General features: G+C 29.0%; 15 protein-coding genes, 1 tRNA gene, 1 riboswitch and 1 other annotated feature (1 of these 18 running past the window's edge). Of the genes, 15 read left to right on the forward strand and 1 reads right to left on the reverse strand.

Annotated features, from left to right (window positions below; translation table 11 throughout):
- Positions 1–98 (forward strand) — a binding site (T-box leader); it begins 131 nt to the left of the window's first position.
- A gap of 48 nt (positions 99–146) precedes the next feature.
- The 5 genes from alaS (at position 147) to C820_RS05235 (ending at position 5,771) form a co-directional block, all read left to right on the forward strand.
- On the forward strand, positions 147–2,786 hold the full coding sequence (alaS, locus tag C820_RS05215) for an alanine--tRNA ligase (RefSeq protein ID WP_004037519.1): 2,640 nt from the start codon (positions 147–149) through the stop codon (positions 2,784–2,786).
- 239 nt (positions 2,787–3,025) lie between these two features.
- The gene (locus C820_RS05220; protein ID WP_004037517.1) at positions 3,026–3,565 is read left to right on the forward strand and encodes a hypothetical protein; all 540 of its coding nucleotides are present in this window, start codon (positions 3,026–3,028) and stop codon (positions 3,563–3,565) included.
- An 83-nt stretch (positions 3,566–3,648) separates the two neighbouring features.
- Complete coding sequence (locus C820_RS05225; protein WP_004037515.1) at positions 3,649–4,218, forward strand: hypothetical protein; 570 nt, start codon at positions 3,649–3,651, stop codon at positions 4,216–4,218.
- Between the two features lie 88 nt (positions 4,219–4,306).
- Positions 4,307–4,837: a hypothetical protein gene (locus C820_RS05230; protein WP_004037513.1), complete on the forward strand. Its 531-nt coding sequence runs from the start codon at positions 4,307–4,309 to the stop codon at positions 4,835–4,837.
- A gap of 34 nt (positions 4,838–4,871) precedes the next feature.
- Entirely contained in the window at positions 4,872–5,771 is a 900-nt protein-coding gene (locus tag C820_RS05235) for a TraX family protein (protein WP_004037511.1), read from the forward strand.
- A 101-nt stretch (positions 5,772–5,872) separates the two neighbouring features.
- Here the strand turns inward: C820_RS05235 and C820_RS05240 are convergent, their stop codons facing one another.
- Positions 5,873–6,592 carry a redox-sensing transcriptional repressor Rex gene (locus C820_RS05240; RefSeq protein WP_004037509.1) on the reverse strand — a complete coding sequence of 240 codons (720 nt, stop codon included), beginning with the start codon at positions 6,590–6,592 and terminating at the stop codon, positions 5,873–5,875.
- A 138-nt stretch (positions 6,593–6,730) separates the two neighbouring features.
- Between C820_RS05240 and C820_RS05245 the strand changes: the two genes are divergently transcribed.
- The 10 genes from C820_RS05245 (at position 6,731) to C820_RS05290 (ending at position 19,480) form a co-directional block, all read left to right on the forward strand.
- Positions 6,731–8,644, forward strand: coding sequence for an ABC-F family ATP-binding cassette domain-containing protein (locus tag C820_RS05245; RefSeq protein ID WP_004037507.1), 1,914 nt, complete (start codon positions 6,731–6,733; stop codon positions 8,642–8,644).
- The gene (locus tag C820_RS05250) at positions 8,641–8,919 is read left to right on the forward strand and encodes a LysO family transporter (RefSeq protein ID WP_004037506.1); all 279 of its coding nucleotides are present in this window, start codon (positions 8,641–8,643) and stop codon (positions 8,917–8,919) included. Before C820_RS05245 ends, C820_RS05250 begins: the two co-directional genes overlap by 4 nt.
- Positions 8,920–9,510 (forward strand): LysO family transporter, encoded by a 591-nt coding sequence (locus C820_RS05255; RefSeq protein WP_004037504.1) that lies wholly within the window; start codon positions 8,920–8,922, stop codon positions 9,508–9,510.
- Between the two features lie 496 nt (positions 9,511–10,006).
- Positions 10,007–10,091: transfer RNA gene (locus tag C820_RS05260), tRNA-Leu, on the forward strand.
- A gap of 259 nt (positions 10,092–10,350) precedes the next feature.
- Complete coding sequence (locus C820_RS05265; protein ID WP_004037503.1) at positions 10,351–12,936, forward strand: ATP-binding response regulator; 2,586 nt, start codon at positions 10,351–10,353, stop codon at positions 12,934–12,936.
- A 3-nt stretch (positions 12,937–12,939) separates the two neighbouring features.
- A complete protein-coding gene (locus C820_RS05270; RefSeq protein ID WP_004037501.1) occupies positions 12,940–14,259 on the forward strand; it encodes an ABC transporter substrate-binding protein in 1,320 nt (439 codons plus the stop codon).
- Positions 14,260–14,629: 370 nt separating this feature from the next.
- A complete protein-coding gene (locus C820_RS05275; protein WP_004037499.1) occupies positions 14,630–16,948 on the forward strand; it encodes a sensor domain-containing diguanylate cyclase in 2,319 nt (772 codons plus the stop codon).
- Between the two features lie 81 nt (positions 16,949–17,029).
- A complete protein-coding gene (locus C820_RS05280; protein WP_004037497.1) occupies positions 17,030–17,569 on the forward strand; it encodes a hypothetical protein in 540 nt (179 codons plus the stop codon).
- Between the two features lie 57 nt (positions 17,570–17,626).
- A riboswitch (SAM riboswitch) is annotated at positions 17,627–17,728 on the forward strand.
- A 110-nt stretch (positions 17,729–17,838) separates the two neighbouring features.
- Positions 17,839–19,020 carry a methionine adenosyltransferase gene (metK, locus tag C820_RS05285; protein ID WP_004037495.1) on the forward strand — a complete coding sequence of 394 codons (1,182 nt, stop codon included), beginning with the start codon at positions 17,839–17,841 and terminating at the stop codon, positions 19,018–19,020.
- Between the two features lie 64 nt (positions 19,021–19,084).
- Positions 19,085–19,480 carry a hypothetical protein gene (locus C820_RS05290; protein ID WP_004037493.1) on the forward strand — a complete coding sequence of 132 codons (396 nt, stop codon included), beginning with the start codon at positions 19,085–19,087 and terminating at the stop codon, positions 19,478–19,480.
- The last annotated feature ends 64 nt before the right edge of the window (positions 19,481–19,544 follow it).

The following is a 19,544-nucleotide window of genomic DNA, read 5'->3' on the forward strand; positions in this document are numbered from 1 at the left end:
AAAATTGTAGTATGTCCTGACGTAACACCTGCGTTAAAGGGATAGAGAGATGCTTTTGCATAATAAGGGTGGTACCACGAGAAATTCCCGTCCCTGACCAATATGGTCAAGGGGCGTTTTTTTATGAGAATTAAGGAGGAATATATATGCAAAAATTAGGGGTTAATGAAATCAGAGAAAAATTTCTTTCATTTTTTGAAAGCAAAGACCATTTACGTTTACAAAGTTTTTCTGTAGTACCAAAAAATGACAATAGTTTGCTTTTAATCAATTCAGGTATGGCACCTATGAAGGCGTACTTTACAGGACAAGAAACACCACCAAGAAAAAGAGTTACCACTTGTCAAAAATGTATTAGAACAGGAGATATTGAAAATGTAGGGAAAACAGCAAGACATGGTACATTTTTTGAAATGCTGGGAGATTTTTCATTTGGAGATTATTTTAAAAATGAAATTATACCTTGGTCATGGGAATTTGTCACAAAAGTGCTTGAAATACCAGAAGATAAACTTCATGTTACAGTATATTTAGAAGATGATGAGTCTTATGATATTTGGCATAATGTCGTAGGATTGCCTGAAGAACGTATTACAAGATTAGGAAAAGAAGATAATTTTTGGGAGCATGGATTAGGTCCTTGTGGTCCTTGTACAGAAATTTATTATGATAGAGGAGAAGAATATGGCTGTAATAGCCCTACTTGTGGCGTAGGTTGCGACTGTGATAGATATATGGAATTTTGGAATTTAGTATTAACACAGTTTGACAAAAAAGAAGATGGTACTTATGAATTGTTGGAACAAAAAAATGTAGATACTGGTATGGGGCTAGAAAGAATGGCAACCATTATGCAAAGAGTAGACTCTATATTTGATGTAGATACCGTACAAAATATTATTAAAAAAGTGTGTGAAATTGCCAATGTAACATATGGCAAAGATAAAAAAATAGATGTTTCAATAAGAGTCATTACAGACCACATTCGTTCTGTAACCGTTATGACAGCAGATGGTGTATTGCCTTCTAATGAAGGAAGGGGTTATGTATTACGCCGTTTGTTAAGACGTGCAGCACGTCATGGAAAATTATTGGGCATTAAAGGAGAATTTTTAGCAGAATTAAGTAAAACAGTCATAGCAAATTCTGGCGATGCTTACCCTGAATTAGTGGATAAAAAAGATTATATATTAAAAATATTGACAATAGAAGAAAATAGTTTTTATAAAACAATAGATAAAGGTATGGAAATATTAAAAGCAGATATTGCAGAAATGAAAAAAGAAGGACAAACAGTAATGTCTGGAGAAAAATCATTCCGCCTTTATGACACCTATGGTTTTCCTATTGATTTAACAAAAGAGATATTGGAAGAAGAAGGCTTCGGATTAGATGAAAGTGCTTTTGAAAAAGAAATGACACAACAAAAAGATAGAGCAAGAGCAGCAAGAGGAGAAAGCACATTTATGGGTGCTGATGAAAATGTTTATAATCAATTAGATGTCAATATGGAAACAAAATTTGCAGGATATGATATAAAACAGTTAACAGATGCAAAAGTCATTGCATTGATAACAAATGATGCTGTAGCAGAAAATGCTAGTGCAGGAGATAGTGTTTGTGTATTTTTGAATAATACACCATTTTATGCAGAAAGCGGTGGACAAGTAGGGGACAATGGTATTATCAAAACAGAAACAGGTGTTGTAGAAATTACAGACTGTATTAAAGTAGTAGGAGGAAAAATTGCACATATTGGTAAAGTAAAAGAGGGAAGTATTTCTGTAGGAGATAGTGCTTGTGCAGAAATTGATATGATATTGAGAATGGCAACTTCTAGAAACCATAGTGCAACACATCTTTTGCAAAAAGCATTGAGAACAGTTTTGGGCACTCATGTAGAGCAAGCTGGTTCTTATGTTAGTGCTGAGAGATTACGTTTTGACTTTACGCATTTTGCAGCATTGACAGAACAGGAATTAAAAGAAGTAGAAAATATAGTAAATGAAAAAATATTTGAAAGTCTGCCTATAAATACTTGTGAAAAGTCTATTGAAGAAGCAAGACAAATGGGAGCAATGGCACTGTTTGGTGAAAAATATGGTGATGTTGTTAGAGTAGTAACAATGGGAGATTTCAGTATAGAACTTTGTGGTGGTGCACATTTAAGTAATACAGCACAAGTAGGTTCTTTCAAAATAATATCTGAAAATGGTATTGCAGCAGGTGTTAGAAGAATTGAAGCATTAACAGGCACAGAAGCATTAAAATATTATCAATCACAAGAAGAACAAATCAAAAATATATGCAAAGTAGTAAAGACAAATACAGAAAATGTAGTCAATAGAGTAGAGCAAATTGTTGCTGAGCAAAAAGAAATGTCAAAAGAAATAGAAAAATTAAAATCAAAATTAGCAGGTAGTGCTGTAGAGGAAATATTGTCACAAAAACAAGAAATTAGTGGTGTTTCAGTAGTTTGTGCAAAAGTGCAAGATGCTGATGGCAATGCACTCAAAACAATAGGTGACCAGTTAAAAGTAAAATTAGTTTCTGGTGTTGTAGTGCTGGCAAGTGGCAAAGGTGATAAAGTCAACTTATTAGCTATGGCAACAGATGATGTAGTGAAAAAAGGAGTACACGCAGGAAATATTATAAAAGCAGCAGCAGCTTGTTGTGGCGGTGGTGGCGGTGGTCGCCCTAATATGGCACAGGCAGGAGGAAAAGACGCTTCTAAAATGGAACAGGCTTTAGAAAAAGCAAAAGAAGTAATACAACAACAATTATAATAAAAACCCCTCTTTCCTTGCTGGAGAGAGGGCTTTTTTTGTAAAAATAAAATGACGATAGAATATTACAATTTTTTTAACGACAATGATAATAATTTGTATAAAGTGACAAATACTTCCAAAGACTAACAAATTGCGATGTAAAATAACAGAATTTTTATTTATTATGAATATAGTTTTAATAATAAACTAGTTGTATAATAACTACAGATTTATAAATCTAATTACTTAAAAAGCTTATGATGATGTTATTATCTGCTATGATGGTAACAGGAAGTATGTCTATGGCTCATGCAGCAGAACCTGACGAGGATTTGTCTGATGAAATTATAGAAGCTGTTGATGTGAGTGATGAAAAGCTTACTGTTTATGATGGTGAAGGAATTGCCCCTAGAATGGATAGTTTAAAGCGTTTGTTTACTATGGAGTATAAAAATTTGCTTAAAAATGAGAGAGTTACTACTGTATTAAAGGGTTCTGCTTATAGTTTTGATCCTAAAGATATAAAAACAAAAGCACTTCATATTACTGTTACACCTGATACAAATAAAAGTACAGATACTTGTAGCTTAAAGGTAGGCGTGGGTTATCCAGTTGGTGGCGGATTTATAGAAAATAACTATGTTACAATGAGTTCTTATTATGGTGGTAGTTCTGACTTAGCTGTTGATGAAAAGCATATAGATTATACACAAAGACAATATGGTTTTGTAAGAAATGCTAGTAGACAAGGGTCAGCGTATGGTTCTGTTCAATTTGATGCATATGTAGACTGGTAAAATAATAATTAAAAAAAGAACAATATTCTATTTTTGTAATATTGTTCTTTTTTATATCATGAAAAAAGAGAGGATTACAAATTATGAAAATAGAAAATTTGAAAAAATTTAAAATGTTTTATACTATTATTATTACTTTAGTAATATTATGCAGTTTAGTTTATTATTTTGGATATTATAGAAATTCCCCAGAATATGCTGATAAAAATTCCCCAGAATATGCTGCAAATATATTTTTTAGTAAAATTAAAAATAGCAAACCAGGAGAAAGAAATGGAGAAGAAATATATCAGATGACATATTATGAAAAAAGCCTTTCTATGGGCTCTAATATTATTGATTTTGAAGAAATGATAAAAGTTTATTATAAAGATTTGGCTTTGAACAAATATAAGTTAAAAAGTAAAACAAAAATAGATAATGATCTGTATGAATTTACTGTATTTACAGAACCCAAAATAATTAGTGTCACAAATATAAATAGAGACGATAATATGCTTAAATTTTTTATGATTAGAATAAATGGAGAATGGAAATTAGCTTGGGGAGTACATGAACTTCCAGACAGTAAACTACAGGAGCATGAAATTTTATATAAAAGATTAATTGCACTTAGAGAAGATGCAAAAAGAAATCATGCTGATTTGTATTGATAAAAAATATTACTTTTTAAACATACAAAATAATGTATATCATTACTATAGTATTGCAAAAATAATAAAAAAGAAAGGATTACAAATTATGAAAATAGAAAATCTGAAAAAATCTAAAATATTTTATATTATTATTTTTATAGTGATTATAGTTTTTGGTATTACATACTATTTTAATTATTATAAAAATTCTCCTACTTATAGGGTAAATACATTTTTGAACAGTTTTAAAAGTAATATACAACAACAAAGAGATGTTGATGGTATATTTGATATGATTTATTTTAAAGTACATTCTCCACAGCTTGATGAAAATAGAAAAGATGGATATAAACATTTAATCATAGAAAATTATGATATATTGTATAAGAAAAAATTAGAAAGTGATATTTATGCGTTTAAAATATCTATGAATGAAAGTTATGATGGAAAAAATTTTGAAAATAATGTATATGACATTTTTACAATAAAACAATATAACAAATGGTTTATTGCACTTGGAGTACATAATGTACCAGATGATATATTAGAAAAGTACGAAGATTTACAAAAAATGCTAGAAGAAGAAAAAAAAGATGATACTATTCTGCTACCAGGTGAATTTGTACTTGGTGGCTAAACAATAGGGTATTATAAAGAAGGAGTAGTTTTATATGAACATTACTATAATAAAATTAGTTGCAGCATTTACAATGCTGTTAGACCACATTGCTGAAGTGTTTGGTATGGCAGGCTGGTGGTTTTTTGATGGTGAAATGTTGAGAAATATAGGCAGAATAGCATTTCCTTTGTTTGCTTTTGCTGTAGTAAATGGCTGGTATCATACCAAAGACAAATGTAAGTATTTTAGTAAAATAGCACTGTTTGCTGCAATTTCTCAAATACCTTATTCTTTGGCTTTTAGAACTACTAATACAATACCTTTAGAAGCAGGAGAAAAGCTTTATTATATTGGTTTGAGTTATAAATGGTATGTGTTGTTGTTTTTTGTAGTAATTATATTGTTAAATTATTGTTTTATGAAAAAAAACAATATTGCTTTAGAAAAATATCATATAATGTTGTTTTTACTGCTTTTGTTTTATAGTGTTGAGATAAAAATAAATGGAATATGGATACTATATGATGAATTGAATGTACTGAATACATTTTTATGTGGACTATTGATATTACATCATTATGAATATATCAAAAAAAATAGTATAGATAAAAAGTGTGTTTATTCTGTAATAAATTCTATGATGTTTGTACTGCTTTGTTTTTATAGGGCAGATTATGGAGATTATTTTGCAGGAATTGCACTTGTTTTGCTGCTGTATTTTACTTATCATAAAAAACTAATGAGTAGTATAGTAATTATAATATGGGCTTTTGTGCTTTATGCAGTTGTCTGTGCTAATTTAAAAAATGCACTATTTGCTATGTTGTCTATAGTATTTGTACTGTTATATAACGAACGCAAATTACCTCGTTTGAAAAATTTCTTTTATATATGGTATCCTTTTCATATTTTGCTGATTGGTATAGTGAATATAATAATTAAAATAACTTAAAAGATAATTATAATAAAAAGTTTTTTAATATATTAAAAAAAAGAGCATAAAAGGCATGAAGTAGTTTATCATGCCTTTTATTTTATATTTATAATACTATTTTAAAGTTCGCCATCATCTTCTATATCTTCTAACTTTATAGGTTTGATAGGCAAACCCTGGTGCATCTGCTGAAAGTCTGACTCTTCTGCATACATTTCATTGATTTTATACAGTAATGTCATCAAACTGTCAGTAAGATGAACGTTTTCTACAATAATATCATCGGGAACTTGTAAATCCACATGACTAAAATTCCACATACCTTTGATGCCCCATTTTGCTAAATCGTTAGCAACTTTTGCAGCCTGTGAGCGAGGTAGAGTAAGTATTGCTACATCAATGTCATTATTTTTTACAAATTCCTCCATTTTGTCGATGTCATAAACTTCTACGCCTCTAATGGTCATACCAATTAAACGAGGGTTGACATCAAAAACTGCCTTTATGACAAAACCACGTTTTTCAAAGCTGGCATAATTAACAAGAGCCTGTCCTATGTTGCCACCACCTACAACAATTAAATGATAGATACGGTCTAAGCCTAATATTTTTTTAATTTCATTGTAGAGATATTCTACATTGTAGCCATAGCCTTGTTGTCCAAATCCACCAAAGTTATTTAAGTCCTGACGGATTTGGGAAGCTGTGATATTCATTTTTACACTAAGCTCTTTAGAAGAAATTCTTGTAATATCGCTTTCTAATAAATCTCCTAAATAGCGGAAATATCTAGGCAATCTATTGATAACTGCCATAGAAACCTTCTTTTCACTATCCATAATAACCAAATCCTCTCCGCTTTGACGTAATTTTAGTATAGCACTATTGTTATTTTATTGTCAACGATAACTCTTTTATTTTATAATATTTTCTGATATGATACTAAAGTAACTGTGTTTTTATAGGAGGATTTTATAATGATATTAGCGTGTAAAGAAATTAAAAAAATGTTTGGTATAAATACCATATTAGATAATATTACATTCCATATAGAGCAAGGAGAAAAAGCAGCTATTGTAGGAGTAAATGGTGCAGGAAAGACAACATTGTTTAAAATTTTAACAGGAGAGATTAATGCAGATGAAGGAGAAATCTATTTAAAAAAAGAAACATCTATAGGTTATTTGGCTCAAAATCAGCAAATTGATACAGATAGAACTATATTGGAAGAAATGATGACAGTGTTTGAAAAAATACGTTGTGAAGAACGAAATCTTCGTGAAATGGAAAACAAAATGTCTATGTTAGAAGGCAAAGAGTTGTCAGACCACATTGAAAAATATGCACAAGCACAACAAAATTTCGAGCATAGTGAAAGTTATGGTTATGAAAGCCGCATCAAAGGAGTGTTAAAAGGACTAGGATTTTTGGAAGAAGATTATAATTTGCCTATTTGTCAGCTTTCAGGAGGACAAAAAACAAGAGTATATTTGAGCAAACTTTTGTTATCTAAACCAGATATACTCCTTTTAGATGAGCCTACAAACCATTTAGATATTTCATCAATACAATGGCTAGAGGACTTTTTAAAAGGGTATCAGGGAACAATACTTTTAATTTCACATGATAGGTATTTTTTAGATAAAATTGTAACAAAGATAGTAGAAGTAGAAAATAAAAAATCTAGTGTATATGAAGGCAATTATAGCTTTTATAGCAAACAAAAAAATATCAATAGACAGATACAGCAAAAAGCTTATGAAGTACAGCAAAAAGAAATTAAACATCAACAAGATGTTATCAAAACATTGAGGGCATTTAATAGAGAAAAATCTATCAAAAGAGCAGAAAGTAGAGAAAAAGCATTACAACGTATGGAAAAGTTGGAAAAGCCAGAAAATTTGCCCACAAAAATGAGATTGCATTTGACTCCTAAAATTATAAGTGGAAATGATGTATTAAAAGTAGAAAAATTAAAAAAATCATTTGATAATACACCACTTTTTGAAGAAGTAAATTTTGATATTAAAAGAGGAGAAAAAGTAGCAATTATAGGAGCAAATGGAGTAGGAAAAAGTACACTTTTTAAAATATTACTAGGAAAAGTAATACAAGATGATGGAGAAATTAGAATAGGTACAAATGTGCATATAGGCTATTATGACCAAGAACAGCAAGAACTGGACGAAACAAAAACAATATTTCAAGAAATAGCGGATACTTACCCTACTATGGATAATGGAAGAATAAGGACAGTGTTGGCAGCATTTGTTTTTACAGGAGATGATATTTATAAAACAATTTCCACATTGAGTGGAGGAGAAAAAGGAAGAATTTCTCTTGCTAAAATAATGCTTTCAAATGCCAATGTGCTTTTGCTAGATGAACCTACAAACCATTTAGATATGTATTCCAAAGAAATATTGGAGGACGCAATCAATCAGTATGAAGGAACAGTGATATATATTTCACATGATAGATATTTTATAAATAGAACAGCACAAAAGATATTAGAATTGACATCAAATGGCGTTAAGGAATATTTAGGAGATTATCAATATTATTTAGAGAAAAAACAACAACAAAAAATACAGTTACAAGAAAATGAAATGAAACAGCAACAAATAGTAACTGATATTGTTTCAGAAGGAAAAGCAGATTGGCTCAAACAAAAACAACAACAATCAGAACAAAGAAAGGCAGAAGCAAAAGTAAATAAAGTAGAAAAAGAAATTGAACAGACAGAAAAGGACATAGCAGAATTAGATAAGATGCTTTTTCAAGAAGAAATTAGTTCTGATTTTAGTAAAGCACAAGAATTATTTGAGCAAAAGACAAAACTAGAAAAACATTTAGAACAACTATATGAAAAATGGGAGGAAATGCAATGATAAATATATTGTTAAGTTTAGCATTGGGTTTTTTAATAGGATATAAAAAATTACTAAGTGAAAAAATGATATTATTAAATGGCAAATTTCAAACAGTCATATTATTGTTATTGATATTTGTTATGGGTATGAGTATAGGTGTAGATAGAGAAATATTGACACAATTGCCTGTGTTAGGAGGAACAGCATTTGTGTTTGCTGTTGCAGTGTGTTTGGGTAGTATTGCAGTAGTGTATGTGATTTCTCGTATATTTTTTAAAGGAGAGAAAAAATAAATGAGTATAGTAATATTTATAACATTGCTTTGTGGTATAGGTGCAGGCGTATTTTTAGGGAGTGCTGTAGATGCTGCTATTATGGAAAAAATGTCCTCTTTATTGTTATTACTTTTGCTTTTTTCAGTAGGAATTGATATGGGATTAAATAAACAAGTATTTAGCCAAATTAAAAAACAGGGATTTAAAATACTATTGATACCAATAGGAGTAGCAATAGGTTCTCTTTTAGGAGGAAGTGTAGTTAGCTTGTTTTTTCCTCAATCATTGAAGGAATGTCTGGCAATTTCTTCTGGTATGGGTTGGTATAGTCTTTCAGGGATATTACTAACAAAAGCAGGAAATGCTACAGGAGGTACAATTTCATTTTTAGCAAATGTTATGAGAGAATTGTTAACATTTGTAAGTGTACCTTTTATTGCAAAGCATATCAATTATTATTGTGCTATTGCGCCAGGAGGAGCAACAGCAATGGATACTACACTTGCTATTATTTCAAGAAATACAAATGCAACTGTTGCAGTAATGGCATTTGTGAGTGGCGTTTGTTTAACCATGATAGTACCTATATTAGTACCTATTTTTTTGTAACAGTAGTATATAAAACAAAAAAAGTATTAAATGGTGTATAAAATAAAAAGAGAATAAAAATAATTTTGTATAAGTTAAACAAAATAAAAAAAGTAACAAATAATTTGTATGACAACAACAGTAGAAAATTAGTATTTTTTTAGCTTTACAATGATTTTATTGTATTTTTTTAGGAACTATTCCCACTTGTATTTTATGGTTTTTTCATACATAATAAGTGTTAGAAATCAGTTGTAAATAGACAGATTTTGGGGAAAGTCTGTTATTACCTTTTGAGGATTACAATTTGATACACAGGCACTGTTTGTTTATTATATTACGAACAGAGTCGACTCCTTTATTTTTGCCTTGTTCAGAATAGGCGGTTTACAGTTTTGAAGCACAGATAATTCTGTGCTTTTTCCATGTTTGACAATATCAATACAATTGCTGCAAATCTATAAAAAAATATTGACAATATTTTAGCTTTATAGTATACTAACTAAGATATAGATATGCGGATATGGCGGAATTGGCAGACGCGCAAGATTCAGATTCTTGTCCCATTACTGGCGGTGCAGGTTCAAGTCCTGTTATCCGCATGGTAAGGCCCTTGAGTTTTCAAGGGTTATTTTTTTGCAATAAAAAAATATTGCTTAGAGATATTAGTAAATATAGTAACGTTATAATCATATTGACATAAAAATAATAGAAAGGGTATAATGGCTTTATCATTGTAATAATGCAATAAAACAAATTAATATATTTTGTATTAAAGTAAGTAGATGAAAAAAGTTTTGTATTTGTTGTTAATAGAAGAAAAATTATTATTATCAATTAAAATAGAATGGAGATTAATAAATGAAAAAAAAACAAAGCAATATTAAAACAAATAAAGGAATTGCTTTGCTTCTTTCTATTATACTTGTTTTTTGTATTTTAGCGACTGTAGTATTTTCTATATCACGAAAAATATCTACAGAAATGTCTAATTCAGCAATTCAAAATCTAAGCGAAAGTCTGGATTTAATGAAAGGCACTATAGAAGCAATATTAGTGAAAGAAGCAGAATTTCAAAAGCTTATTGCACAAGAAATTGCAAATATAAAAAATCCAGAAGGATTTGTTCGCTCTTATCATAAAAGTCAAACAATGGTAAAACTATCTATAATATTGTCAGGAAAAACAGAAGGTATTTCTAATACAGGGGAATTATTTTCAGAAGAAGGATTGAATTTTTCTTCTGGAAAAACAGTGGATAATTTAGCTGTTTCCGAGTCTTATGTAAATTATATGGGAACATGGGCATATACTATGAAATGTCCTGTTATAAAAGATAATCAAGTAATTGCAACGTTGTATGCAGAATATGTTTATGACTCTTTTGAGAAATCACTTCCAAATGGATTTTATAATGGAAAAGCAATGCTTTATATTATGGACGCTGAAAGTGAAAGACTTGTATTAAAACCTAAAGGTATGGGAGAAAGAAGTGCAGGTCATTTGAATTTAGAGGACTTTTTCCGTGCAAATGATATTACAGAACAAAGTCTTCGTGCGGAAGTTTTTGAATGTATTAAAAATGGAAAAAATATATTATTTTATCATAATATTCGTCAAAAAAGTGCTTTAAATTATATGTGGTCAGTAAATGATGGATATATCTATTTAATAGGATATGTTCCTATAGAAGCAATACAACAGGAAGGCAAAACAGTAAATCAAAATATTTTTTTTGTAGTAGTAGTAATGCTGATTGCTTTTTTCCTATGTTGTATACTATATTATTTCAATCAAAAACAACAAAATAAAATTAGAAAAGAAAGAGAAGAAGAAAGAGAAATACATAATAAAAGACTTGCTGAAGCATTACAAGCTGCACAAATTGCAAGTAATTCAAAAACGACATTTCTTTCGAATATGTCTCATGATATTCGTACCCCAATGAATGCTGTACTTGGGTTTACAACATTGCTTGCTATGGATGCAGAAAATCCTGCTAAAGTAAGAGAATATACAAAAAAGATTATGGCATCTGGTCAACATTTATTAAATTTGATAAATGATATATTAGATGTTTCTAAAATTGAAAGTGGAAAAGTAATACTTAATATTGAGGAATTTACATTAAATGATTTGGTGTCTTCTATAGATGCTATTATTCGTCCTATGGCAAAAGCAAAAAATCAAAATTTTCATTTAGAAGTAACTGCAATTAAACATGAATATTTAATGGGAGATGAAACAAGAATAAATCAGATACTGATTAATCTTCTTTCTAATGCTGTAAAATATACACAAGAAAAAGGAGATATTTGGTTTCGTATAATTGGATTAAAACAGCGTTCTAATCAATATGAGAGAATTAGAATTGAAGTAGAAGATAATGGATATGGTATGACAGCTGAATATCTTGAAACAATATTTGATGCTTTTACTAGGGCAGAAAATAGTACAACAAATAAAGTTCAAGGAACAGGACTAGGTATGGCAATTACAAAAAGTATTGTAGAACTTATGGGGGGAACTATAGAAGTTTTTAGTGAAGTAGATAAAGGAAGCCTTTTTAGAGTAGAATTAGAATTTCGTATACCAGAAGAACAAGCAGATAAACAATTTTGGAAAAATAGTGGAATTTCTCGTATATTAACGGTAGAGTGTGAGCAAGATTGTGAAGATATTCAAATACTTATGGAAAATACTGAAATACTAGTAGATACAGCTCACAATAAACAAGAAATGTTTTATAATATACAAAAATGTCATGATATACAACAACAATATGATATTATTTTAATTGATTGGAACATATCAGACATAGATATTATACAGATAACAAAAGAGATAAGAAATGTTATACTAGATAATATACCAATATTGTTTTTAATAGATTATGATGAAAATACCATAAAAGAAGTAGAAAAAGTTCTTTCTATGAAAAATATAGGCATTCTTATAAAACCATTTTTTGTATCTGCATTAAAAGAAAAGATACTTGAAATGCAATTAAAACAAAATGAAATAGAAGTATTAGAATTTACAAAAATTTCTACATTAGAGGGATTACATTTTCTTGCTGCAGAAGATAATGAAATTAATGCAGAAATATTAGTAGAACTTTTAGAAATAGAAGGAGCAAACTGTGAAATTGTAAGAAATGGTCAATTAGCAGTAGAACGTTTTAGTAATGCAAGAGAAAATGAATTTGATGCTATATTAATGGACGTTCAAATGCCTATAATGAATGGTTATGAAGCAACTATGAAAATTAGAGCATTAGAGAGAGAAGATGCAAAAAATATACCAATTATTGCTATGACAGCAAATGCTTTTGCAGAAGATGAAAAAGAGGCACTAGATGCAGGTATGAATGTACACATGGCAAAACCGATTGAAATAGATTTGTTAAAGAAAATTGCAAAACAATATGTAAAAAGAAAGGAGTAATATATGAAGAAAAATCTAAAAAATAATACCAAAAAAGTGATTGTAATATTAATGATGGTTGTTATTATGTTTGGAATAAATGCTTGTAAAAATAATGAAAGTGATAGCAAAAATTTAATTTCATTTGAACAAGAAAATGAAAAAGTTGTTAATTTATTTGGACCTATGGAAAAAACAAATCCTGATGCTGATAATGTTGCAAGAACTGCATTTGATATGACGGTAGCAATGGCAGAACAAAAATTAAATTTGATTGTAGAATATAGAACTTATACCGCAGAGAATTATCAAGAAAAAACATATGATGATGTAGCATTAGATAGAGCAAGAAACAATATGGACGATTGGTATTTACTCAATCCAGATACCATACAAATATTGGGTTCTGAAGGAAAACTTGTTGATTTATCTGTACTAGACAGTGCAAAAAATTTAAGAGAAGTTGTAAAAATAGCAAATGTAGTAGATGGAAAATTAGTAGCAATTCCGCAAGAGGTTGTAGCACATGGATTATTTGTTAATAAAGATATGTTTGATGAATATGGCTTACAATTACCAAATACACCAGAAGAATTTTTAGAATGTTGTAAAGTATTTCAACAAAATGGTATTGAAACACCTATTGGAGCAAATCGCTGGTGGTTAGAGAATTTTGTATTTGCTCAAGCATATGCAGATTTATATAATGGAGATAATACAGAGGCAGAAATACAAGCATTAAATAGTGGCGAAAGTAAATATAGTGATTATATGCGTACAGGCTTTGAATTTTTGAAAGAATTGATTGATAATGGTTATATTGATGCGAAAAAAGCTTATATTTCTGAAGCAATTGAAGGAGAAGGGGCAGATTTTTTAGCACAAAAAACACCTATTGTAATGGCATATTGGGGAGCAGCAAATACAGAAACTGCTTATGGAAATACAGATTTTGAATTACAAGTAATAGGATTTCCAAGTAAACGAGGACAAATGCCAGTTGTATCTATGACAGGTTATGGTATAAATGTAGATGCAGAACATTTAGAAGATACTATGAATGTTTTGGATATTATATTATCTGATGAAGCACTTAAAATTTATACTGAAACAAATAAAGTCATTTCTCCTTCTAAAAATGTAGAAGTAGATTGTGTTACTGCATTAAAACCGCTTAATGATAAAATAGAACAAAATACTTATGTGCTTGGTTCTAATGCAGCGATGAATGTAGAACAATGGGGAAATACTTGCATTATTGTACGAAATTTATTAAATGGTGCTACTGTAGAGGAATGTATGGAAGAATTTGATAAATTGCAGCAACAAGCATTGAAAAAATAGAATAATAATAAATAAAAAACCATGTCTTAAAGATGTGGTTTTTTATTTTTGAATAGTAGTTATAAAAGCATTAAAAATAAATAGTTAATAGTATATCATAAAATGGTATGGCTTTAATAAATAGTTTTACAAAAAAAATAAATATATTGTGAATTTGAAAAAAATGATAGAAAAGAGTTATATTCTCTATTGCATATCATAATTTAATATGATACATTTAATGTTAATACATTAACATATAAAAAATGAAATATACAAAAATAAAACAATAAAACAGATGCTGTTTGGAATAGTTTTATAGAAAACTTTTTAATATTGTATAAGCAAATGACAATAACACTATTTTTTTCGCAGGGGGAAGAATATAAATATGAAAGAAATAAGGATATTAAAAAAAGAGAAAAAAAGATTATATATACAATTAATCATAGCATTTGTATTATTTTGTATAGTAGCGTCATGGCTTTTTTTACATTTTCATGACATATTGCGACAAGAAGAATTAGAGCGTAGTTATATTGAATTACAAGAATTTTCACAACAAAGTAGTAAAAAAGTAAAATCAATACTAGATAACTCTTTAAGACACGCAGAGAATATAACAGAAATTATAACATTAACAGAAGAAAAAGATATTGAAGAAATAGAAAAAAGATTAAAAAAAGAAATGGTAAGCGTTCAATTTAGTTATATTGGTATTGCTGATGTAACAGGCTTAGCACAAACAACAGAGAAAGGAAAAACAACAGTTGATGTAAGTGAAGAGAAATTCTTTAAAAAGGCTATTATGGGAATAAGTAATACATCAACTTTAATAAAACATCCGTTACAATCAGAATATGAATTTGTCAATGCTGTACCAATTTATAAAAATGGTTTTGTTGTAGGAGTACTTTATGGAGCGATTGATGTAGAAAATTTTTCTGAAATTATGAAAAATTTGAATGTAAGTAAACAATTTTACTTTGGTATTGTAGAACAAAGTGGAAATTTTGTGTTAAATCCTAAAATAGAAAATGCTTCTTTAGAGGAAAATTTTTGGGAAGATATGTTAAAAACGAATTTAGTAGAAAATGATATTGACCAAATTAAAAGTAATATGGTACAAAATGAAGATAAAATTACAGATTATATTTTAGGTGGAGAACAGAGATATTTGCATTATATGCCTTATGAAGAAAATAAATGGTATACTATTTCTATTATGAATCCAGAAATAATGAATGCTAAACTTCATAAAATTAATACAATGGTATGGAAACTTTTAGTAGAAGTTTTAACAATATTTATATTAACATTTGCATGGATATTTTATTTATCTAAAAAAAGTAGAGATGAAATGATGCAAATGAACCAGATATTAAAACAAAACGAAACTAGCCTTGCGATTGCAGTATCACAAGGAACACAAGTGATTTTTGACTATGATATTGAAACAAAGCAATTGACATTTCGCTATAGGGGAAATGAAAAATATGGTTTTTCAAGGCAACTAGAAAATATTCCAGAGAGCTTAATACAACAAAATTGGGTTGTTTCTAGTTCTGTAGAAGATGTTCGTACTGTTTTTGAAAAAATTGAAGAAGGACAACAAACGGCAAGTGCTATTATAAAAATAGGGCAACCAAATGGAAATTTTGTATGGAGTAAAATTATTGTTACAAATATATTTGATAAAGAAAAAAGTAGTATTATACAAACAGTAGGTATTTTAGAAGATGCAACATTACTAAAAGAAAGCGAAATAAAAATTGCAGAAGAAATAGAATTACGTAAAGTAATTTCATCTAATGCAATAAAGTCTTATGAAGTCAATGTAACAAAAGATTATATTGAAGAACAAAATTTTGATAAAATGGAAGAGAATGATACTTCTAAAAAAAGATATCCTTATTCAAAATATTTATATGAAACAATACAATCTATTATTTATGAAGATGATAGATTATCTACATTAACAACATTTTCAAGAGAAAATTTATATTATGTATTTTTTACAGGAAAAAGAGTATTACATTTGGAATACCGCAGAAAAACAGAAGAAGATAGTTATATTTGGGTAGAATGTATTATTCACTTTTTGAAAGAACCAGAAAGTGGTGATATAAAAGGTTTAATGGTAATAAAAGATATTAATGACAAAAAAGGAAAAGAAATAGAACTTAAAAAACAAGCAGATATGGATTTTTTAACAGAAGTTTATAATAGAGCTACATCGGAAAAATTGATTACAGAAATAGTAGCACAAAAAGTAATTGATAAGGCAGTTCATGCCTTTTTGATATGTGATTTAGACAATTTTAAAACAGTAAATGATACATTAGGACATCAAATAGGGGATAAGGTACTTGTAGATGCAGCTAATATATTGAAGCATCATTTTCGAAAAACAGATATTATAGGAAGATTAGGAGGAGATGAATTTATTGTATTAATGCAAAATATCAATTCTTTTTCTTCTATTAAAAATACGGTAAGTAGATTGGTAAAAGAATTTGACCAAACATATGGAGAAGAAGAAAAAAAGGTTAGAATAACAGTTTCTATAGGAATTTCTCTTTCACCATTACAAGGAAGCGATTTTTCAACATTGTACAAAAAAGCAGATGAAGCATTATATAGAGTAAAAGAAAATGGTAGAAATGGCTTTGCTATATTTGAGGAAGAAGAAAATTATAATAAAGATTAAATAAATATTTGCTATGTGATAGACTCCCATATTTAAGCAACGGCTTACATAATGGGAGTTTATTGTAAAGGAGGAAATAGTATGAAACAAAAATGTATATTTTCTATTTCTGATATTGATGCTGGTTGGTTTGATATAAGTTTCGAAATAGAAAAAGAAAAAGTAAAAATTTCTGCCTCTGATTTGTGGGGAAATGACTCACCAAAAGCATTACTTGTAATGCTGACAGAGTTATTATTAGAAAAAAGTGATACTATGTATATACTTTTTGATGAAGAACCAGGTACATATATTGTGTCATTAGAAAAAGGAATGTTGATAGTTGCCTATTCAAAATATGACTGTATAGAAATGGATCAGAAAAAGATAAATATTACTTTATGTGGCAATATGACATTTAATGAAATTTCTAATTTAATTGTTGTGAATGAAATATTACTGCAAGCAGAAATTGATATAAAAGTATTCATACAATCTGTTTATAAAACATTTTACAAATATGCAAACAATCGCTTATTATATGACAAATATGAAGAAAATTGGAATTATTTCCCTTGTAAAGAATGGCAAGCATTTGAGCATTGTGTACAGCAAAAAGGTTTGAATAAAAGAGATTTATAATATTATTATTGACAAATGTATACTAATTTGGTATACTTATAACAATAAAGTAAATAGAGCTTATCAAGAGTGGTTGAGGGAAAGGGCCCTGTGAAACCCAGCAACCGGCATATTTTTGTATCGGTGCTAATTCCCCCGCAGTATTGCGGAAGATGAGATAGTTAAAAAAAGCCCTTATGGCTTTTTTTTGTTGCCAATCTCTTTCTTATAAAATATTTACTTTGTATTACTTATTTTAAATAAATGGTTTTAAGGAAGGAGTAATTATAATGAGTAGAAGATTATTTACATCAGAGTCTGTAACAGAGGGACATCCTGATAAAATTTGTGACCAAGTTTCAGATGGTGTATTAGATGCCATATTAGCAAAAGACCCACAAGCGAGAGTCGCTTGTGAAACGGCAACAACAACAGGTATTGTATTTGTTATGGGGGAAATTACTACAAGTGCGTATGTAGATATTGAGGCGGTTGTAAGAGATACATTACGTGAAATTGGATATAATAGGGCAAAATTTGGATTTGACAGTGAAACTTGTTCTGTTGTTACTTCTATACATGGACAGTCACCAGATATTGCACTAGGAGTAGATAAAGCATATGAAGCAAAAAAAGGGGAAGATGATAGCCGTTTTGATACAGGTGCTGGTGACCAAGGTATGATGTTTGGCTTTGCTTGCGATGAAACAGAAGAGTTAATGCCAATGCCTATTTCTCTTGCTCATAAATTAACAAGAGCATTGACAGAAGCAAGAAAAAGTAATACATTAACTTATTTGCGTCCTGATGGAAAATCACAGGTAACAGTGGAATATGAAGATGATAAACCTGTTAGAGTAGATACCGTTGTAATATCTACACAACATAGTCCAGATGTAGACCAACAAACAATTTATAATGATGTGTTAGAACATATTATTAAAAAAGTAATACCAGCAGAATTATTAGATGAAAAAACAAAATATTATATCAATCCTACAGGTCGTTTTGTTATTGGAGGCCCTCAAGGTGACAGTGGATTAACAGGAAGAAAAATTATTGTAGATACTTATGGTGGTTATGCAGCACATGGTGGTGGTGCTTTTTCTGGAAAAGACCCTACAAAAGTAGACCGTTCTGCTTGCTATGCTGCTAGATATGTCGCAAAAAATGTTGTAGCGAGTGGTATTGCAAAAAAATGTGAAGTACAATTAGCATATGCTATAGGTGTAGCAAAACCAGTTTCTATATTAGTAAATACATATGGTACAGGAAAAATTTCTGATGAAAAAATTACGGAAATTATTCAAGATAATTTTGATTTAAGACCTGCAGCTATTATAGAAAGTTTTGACTTGCGTCGTCCAATATACAAACAAACAGCAGCTTATGGCCATTTTGGCAGAACAGATATTGATTTGCCATGGGAAAAAACAGACAGAATAGATGTATTTCAAAATGCTTTAAAATAATTTAACTGATGAGAGGGAATTTTAAAAAAATTCCCTCTTTATTTATGTTGAGGAGGATAGTATTGTGGCAATTTGTCAATATGAATTTCAGTTTGAAGATGAATTTATGAAAACAATAGAAAATGAAATATCAAAATTATTGCATATTCCTATGAATGATATGATTAAAAAAGATTTCAAAAATGAAACACTTATTATTAGAAAAGCTACAAAAAATAATTATATATTATTTTTAGCTCATGAAGCTAGTCTTTTATATTTAGTCATCATTAGGTGTAATACAATCTATGAAAATGAAATACAAAAAATATTATTTAACATATGCGATGAAATAGAAGAAGAATATAATGAAGACCATAAAAAAGAAGTAGTAAATGTATTTGGAAATGAAAGAACATTCTTAAAAGATTTAGAAAAAATGTATAATATTTCTGCACTTTTTGATATTGAAGTATCATAAATATTTTTTATGATTACTTTTTTTTATGTTTCATTGCTTGTAGTAATAAAAGGTGATACAATAA

It is taken from the genome of Clostridium sp. MD294, from assembly GCF_000364165.2.
Taxonomy (GTDB): domain Bacteria; phylum Bacillota; class Clostridia; order Lachnospirales; family Anaerotignaceae; genus Coprocola.